Origin of the sequence: Mesorhizobium sp. M5C.F.Ca.IN.020.32.2.1, from assembly GCF_004023105.1 — a bacterium.
In the GTDB taxonomy this organism is placed as follows: Bacteria; Pseudomonadota; Alphaproteobacteria; order Rhizobiales; family Rhizobiaceae; genus Mesorhizobium; species Mesorhizobium wenxiniae.
Window position 1 is genome coordinate 1 of record NZ_RZSX01000353.1, and the last position, 6,189, is coordinate 6,189.

At 64.2% G+C, this 6,189-nt stretch carries 6 protein-coding genes; 2 read left to right on the forward strand and 4 right to left on the reverse strand.

Annotated elements, in window-relative coordinates; genetic code table 11:
* On the forward strand, positions 1-351 hold a 351-nt coding region (locus EOA86_RS40390; protein WP_164891812.1), incomplete at its 5' end, for a tyrosine-type recombinase/integrase.
* A gap of 115 nt (positions 352-466) precedes the next feature.
* On the forward strand, positions 467-1,534 hold the full coding sequence (locus tag EOA86_RS18275) for a TraB/GumN family protein (RefSeq protein ID WP_127208345.1): 1,068 nt from the start codon (positions 467-469) through the stop codon (positions 1,532-1,534).
* Between the two features lie 688 nt (positions 1,535-2,222).
* Here EOA86_RS18275 and lpdA read toward each other — a convergent pair.
* The 4 genes from lpdA to odhB all read right to left on the reverse strand — a co-directional run.
* Positions 2,223-3,629, reverse strand: coding sequence for a dihydrolipoyl dehydrogenase (gene lpdA, locus EOA86_RS18285; RefSeq protein WP_128342941.1), 1,407 nt, complete (start codon positions 3,627-3,629; stop codon positions 2,223-2,225).
* Positions 3,630-3,653: 24 nt separating this feature from the next.
* The gene (locus EOA86_RS18290) at positions 3,654-4,409 is read right to left on the reverse strand and encodes an SDR family oxidoreductase (protein ID WP_128342943.1); all 756 of its coding nucleotides are present in this window, start codon (positions 4,407-4,409) and stop codon (positions 3,654-3,656) included.
* On the reverse strand, positions 4,406-4,918 hold the full coding sequence (locus tag EOA86_RS18295) for a hypothetical protein (protein ID WP_245485585.1): 513 nt from the start codon (positions 4,916-4,918) through the stop codon (positions 4,406-4,408). Before EOA86_RS18295 ends, EOA86_RS18290 begins: the two co-directional genes overlap by 4 nt.
* A gap of 41 nt (positions 4,919-4,959) precedes the next feature.
* The coding region (gene odhB / locus EOA86_RS18300) for a 2-oxoglutarate dehydrogenase complex dihydrolipoyllysine-residue succinyltransferase (protein WP_128342945.1) at positions 4,960-6,189 on the reverse strand (1,230 nt) is incomplete at its 5' end.

Genomic DNA, 6,189 nt, shown 5'->3' on the forward strand with positions numbered 1-6,189 from the left:
GTGCCGGTGCTGCCGGTGGCGCTGCGGGCGATCGCCGAATACCGCCGGCTTTGCCCCTATCATCTCGACCCGAAGGGCCTGCTGTTTCGCGGCGCCCGCGGCGGCCCGCTCAACCCGGCCATCGTCCAGCGCGACATGGCCAGGCTGCGCTCGGCGCTCAATCTGCCCGACACCGCCACGCCGCACGCCTTGCGCCATTCCTTCGCCACGCATCTGCTTGGACGCGGCGGCGACCTGCGCACCATCCAGGAACTTTTAGGCCACGCCAGCTTGTCGACGACACAGATCTACACCGGCGTCGACACCGCCAGGCTGCTCGAAATCTATGAAGCGGCCCATCCGCGGGCGTAACCGACGCATGATTTCGCAAAGTTGCAGCCAAGATATGAGCCGTGGAGCCCTGTCCAAGACAATTTTGCTGCGCCGGTTAACCGTTTCGCCGTTCTTTGTCTCTAAAAAGCGGACCATGAAACGCGTCATTGCCATCGCCGACCGCACGGCCCTTGCCTCGTTGAGGCTGCTCGTGGCGCTCAACGTCCTGTTTTTTCTCTCTTTCCTCATCATCGCGCTGCTCGCCGCCGGCAAGGCGCGCGCCGAAACTCCGGCCTGCGCCGGCGCCGACATGCTGTCGGCCTTGCAGAAGGACGACCCGGCCACCTACCGCAAGATCGAGACCGAAGCGGCCGCGACACCGAACGGCAAGGGCCTGTTGTGGAAACTGGAAAAGGCGGGCGAAAGACCGTCCTTCCTGTTCGGCACCATGCATATGTCCGACCCGCGCGTGACCACTCTGCCGCCCGCCGCGCAAAAGGCCTTTGACGCCGCCGACACTATCGTCATCGAGACCACGGAGGTGCTCGATCAGCAGAAGATGATGGCGGCGTTCCTGAAAGAACCGGAACTGATGATGTTCACCGACAGCACCACGCTGTCCTCGCTGCTGTCGCCGGACGATGCGGCGGCGGTGAACAAGGCGCTCGACTCGCGCGGCATCCCGCCGGCGAGCGTTGCCAAGATGAAACCGTGGATGCTGTCGACCATGGTCGCGCTCCCGGCCTGTGAACTGGCCCGGCAGGCCGGCGGCACGCCGGTGCTCGACATCAAGCTTGCGCAGGACGCCAAAGCCTCAGGCAAAGCCGTCGATGGTTTGGAGACCATCGCCGACCAGCTTCGCGCCATGGCCTCGCTGCCGCTCGCTTTTCACATGAAGGGCCTCGTCGACACACTGAAGCTCGGCAACAGGGTGAACGACGTCAACGAAACCATGATCGTGCTTTACCAGCGCGGCGACATCGGCATGCTCTGGCCGCTATTTCGTGCCGTCCTCCCCGGCGACGAAGACGATTCGGCGGGCTATGCCGCCTTCGAGGAAACCATGATCACCAGCCGCAACAAGGCGATGATCGACCATGCCGGGCCGATCCTCGCCAAGGGCAACGCGTTCATGGCGGTCGGCGCCCTGCACCTCCCGGGCGCGGAAGGTCTGGTCGAGGATTTCCGCAAGGCCGGCTACACCGTCACTGCCGTCGATTGAGTTGCACGGTTGAGTTGCGAATCCGGCAAAACGTGATTCGGGGCAACGCCTTTCCCGAATCACGGAAAGCTTGTCTCAGTACAGGAAGATCGAAAGGTTTATTTTGGCTCGATTGCTGCGAATTTTGCGAGTAAAGTGCGTGCGGACAAACGATTCCCGGCGAAGATTGCCCTGTTTTCGGCGGTTTCGATCCCTAGCGTGAAACCTGTTCGGCGATTGCGCGTTGATGTGTGTTGATTGATACCTTTCATCCCACGGAGGACACTTTTATGGCGAATCCAAACGACCCGTACACCACTCCGACACCCCCTCCCAGGTCGGGTGGCGGCAGCACCGGCTGGCTGATTGCCCTGGTTGTCGTTATTCTGGCTATTGTCGCTTACTATGTTTTTGGAAGAAGCGACGAAGCGCCAGCGCCTACTGAACCGCCGGCCGCCACGACGCCGGCCCCGGCGCCCGCTGAACCGACGCCTGCTCCGGCAGAGCCTGCGCCAGCTCCGGCACCTGCAGAGCCAGCTCCAGCGCCTGCTCCGGCACCTGCTCCCGCGCCTGCTGAGCCAGCGCCTGCTCCGGCGCCCGCACCAGCCCCGCAGTGATCGGCTGCTGACTCCAGATACGAACGGCCCGCTGAAAAGCGGGCCGTTTTGCCTTGAGCCGTTAGTTGGCTGCCGGAGTAGCTTGGGAAGGCCTACATGTGGATCGGCTTGAAGAAGGTCGCCAGTGCCGCTTCCTTCACCGCTTCCGACATCGTCGGATGGGCGTGGCAGGTGCGGGCAAGATCTTCCGACGAGCCGCCGAACTCCATCAGCACTGCCGCCTCGTGGATCATCTCGCCGGCGCCGAAGCCGACAATGTGGACGCCGAGCACGCGGTCGCTCTGCTTGTCCGCCAGGATCTTGACGAAGCCGTCGGTATGCAGCATGGCGCGCGCCCGGCCATTGGCGCTGAACGGAAACTTGCCGGCCTTGTAGTCGATGCCGGCCGCCTTCAGCTCTTCCTCTGTTTTGCCAACCGAGGCGATTTCCGGACTGGTGTAGACGACGTTCGGGATCACATCATAGTTCACATGGCCGGCCTGCCCGGCAATGATCTCGGCCACCGCCACCCCCTCGTCCTCGGCCTTGTGCGCGAGCATCGGCCCGGCGATGACGTCGCCGATGGCGTAGATGCCGGGTACATTGGTCTTGAGATGGCCGTCCGTCTTGACCCGGCCACGCTCGTCGACCTCGACACCGGCTTCCTTCAGCCCGAGACTGTCCGAATAAGGCCGGCGTCCCGTCGCGATTAGCACCGCATCGGCCTCGATGATCTCGGCCGCACCGCCCTTGATCGGCTCAAACGTCACGGTGGCACCCTTCTTGGCCTTGGCGACACCGGTGACCTTGGCGCCGAGCTTGAACTCGACGCCTTGCTTGGACAGCATGCGCTGGAACTGTTTGGCAACCTCGCCGTCCATGCCGCCCAGAATGGTGTCGAGGAACTCGACGACCGTCACCTTGGCGCCGAGCCGCGCCCATACCGAGCCTAGCTCCAGCCCAATGACGCCGCCGCCGACCACCACCAGATGGCCCGGCACCTTGGCCAGCGACAACGCGCCGGTCGAGGACATGATGACCTTCTCGTCGATGTCGACCTTGACGCCCGGAATGCCGGCGACGTCGGAGCCGGTGGCGATGACGATGTTCTTGGTCTCGATCTCCTCGACCTTGCCGTCCTCGCCGGTCACCGACACCTTGCCGGCGGACAAGACCTTGCCGGTGCCGCGAAAGCTGTCGATCTTGTTCTTCTTGAACAGGAAGGCAACGCCGTTGACGTTGGACGACACGGTCGCATCCTTGTGCGCCATCATCTTCCCTAGATTGAGCTTTGGCGCACCGATCTCGACGCCGAGCGCGTCGAAGGAATGACCGGCCTCGGCAAAGATTTCGGAAGCATGCAGCAGCGCTTTGGACGGGATGCAGCCGATATTGAGGCAGGTGCCGCCGAAGGTCGGGTTCTTCTCGACCACCGCCGTCTTCAGGCCGAGCTGTGCCGCCTTGATGGCGCAGACATAACCGCCCGGTCCCGATCCGATGATAACGACGTCATAAGCCATGATACTGTCCTTCTGGTCTGGCACTCAGCGGCCGCCGCTCACATTCAGGATTGCGCCCGTCGTATAGGACGCGTCGTCCGACAAAAGATAAAGAACCGCATGCGCGACTTCATCTGACGTGCCCGCCCGTTTCATCGGCAGCATGTCCCTCATCCGCTCGACGCGGTCGGGCTGGCCGCCCGAGGCATGGATCTCGGTGCCGATGATGCCAGGACGCACCGCATTGACGCGCACGCCCTCGGTTGCCACCTCGCGGGCCAAGCCAAGGGTGAAGGTATCGATCGCGCCCTTGGACGCCGCGTAGTCGACATATTCGCCCGGCGAGCCATGCGCTGAGGCGGCGGACGAAATGTTGACGATCGCGCCGCCCCTGCCGCCATGGCTGCTCGACATGCGCTTCACGGCCTCGCGGGCGCACAGCATCGGGCCGATGACATTGATGCGCATCATGCGCTCCAGCCGCGCGACGCTCATCTCGTCGACGCGTGCCTTGACGTCGACCACGCCGGCATTGTTGACAAGGGCGTCGAGCCGGCCGTAGGCGCGGTCCACTGCCTCGAACATGGCCAAGACATCGGCCTCAACGCCGACATCACCCTTGACCGCCAAAGCCTCGCCGCCTGCCGCCGCTATTTCAGCGACCAGTGCGTCGGCGGCGCTTTGGTTCGTCGCGTAGTTGACCGCCACGCGGTAGCCGGCCTTGGCTGCCAGCCGGCAGATGGCGGCGCCGATGCCGCGGCCGCCGCCGGTGACCAGCAGGACTTTTTTCGTCGCGCTCATTCCTGGCAGCCTTTCAGCGAAAAAACGTCCCACGGCACTTTCGAAAAGCCATTGGCGCCATAGGCGGACGACATCTGCAGCGACGGCCCGAGGTCGGGAAAGATCAGGGTCTTTGGCGCGTCCACGCCTTCGGCCGGCAGCAGAGCGATGTTGCCCTTCTCGTCAGCACTGTAGACGACCCCCTCCCACACCGTGCAGGCGGCGAGCTCGTCGCCGGTGACGTCGCCTGTCGGGCATTTGTACATCAGCGACCCATGCGGCCGCGCCACGCCTTCCGTCCACATGACGATACCGTCGAGCACGACGCCGTTGTCGAGCACCATCTTGAAGGTGTTGGTGACGACGGCCGATCCCCCGGTCGGCCTAAAATCGATCTCGGCCGCGCTTTCGGCATCGCCATAGACGGCAAGCTCGAGCGGACAGGCGGCAAAGGCTGCCGATCCCGTCTGCGCAACACCGGCCGTGCACAACGTGAAAAACAATCCGGAGCGCAAACGAGAGGAGCTCATTCGGTGGCGCAGATCCATTCTCCCGCTCACCTCGACCTACCTTAGAGGTCGAGCACCAGCCGCTCCGGATCCTCCAGGCTTTCCTTGACCCGGACCAGGAAGGTCACCGCTTCCTTGCCGTCGACGATACGGTGATCGTAGGAGAGCGCCAGATACATCATCGGCCGGATCACGATCTGGCCGCCGACCACCACCGGCCGCTCCTGGATCTTGTGCATGCCCAGAATGCCCGACTGCGGCGCGTTGAGGATCGGCGTCGACATCAGCGAGCCGTAGACGCCGCCGTTAGAGATCGTAAACGTGCCTCCTTGCATATCCGCCACGGAAAGCTTGCCGTCACGCGCGGCGACGCCCAGCCTGCCGATATCCTTCTCGATCTCGGCGATCGACATCTGGTCGGCGTCGCGCACGACCGGCACGACGAGGCCCTTTTCGGTGCCGACGGCGACGCCGATATGGGCGTAGTTCTTGAAGATGATGTCGGTGCCGTCGATTTCGGCATTGACGGAGGGGATCTCCTTCAGCGCATGGGTGACGGCCTTGGTGAAGAAGCCCATGAAGCCCAGCTTCACGCCGTGCTTCTTCTCGAAAACATCCTTGTATTTGGTCCTGAGCGCCATCACCGCGCTCATGTCCACCTCGTTGAAGGTGGTCAGCATGGCGGCAGTCGACTGCGCTTCCTTGAGGCGGCGCGCGATGGTCTGCCGCAGCTTGGTCATGCGCACGCGCTCTTCGCGCGACGCGTCGTCGGCCGAGGACGGCGCACGGGCAGCAACCGGTGCAGGGGCCTTCGGCGTCTCGGCCGGCTGCGACGGCGCGCCCCTGGCGATCGCGTCGAGCACGTCGCCCTTCAACACCTGGCCGCGCTTGCCGGAGCCCGAGACCTGGTCGACCGCGAGATTGCTCTCGGCCAGCAGCTTCGCCGCCGCCGGCGCCGGCGGCATCGCGCGCGCCTCGATCGGCCCGGCATCGCCGGCGATCTTGGCGGTCTCGGCCGCGGCTTGCTCGACTGTGGATGCGGCGGTCGGCGCCGAGGCCTGCGATACCGCGTCCTGCTTCGTTTCAGGAGTTGACGCCTTCGCGGGTGCTGCCGCTTTTGCCCCGTCGCCCGCCGAAATCATGCCGAGCAAAGCGCCGACCTCGACCGTCTCGCCTTCCTTGACGGCGATTTCGCTGAGCGTTCCTGCGGCCGCGGCCGGCACTTCCACCGTTACCTTGTCGGTTTCGAGCTCGACCAGCGGCTCGTCGGTGGCGATCGCGTCGCCCACCTT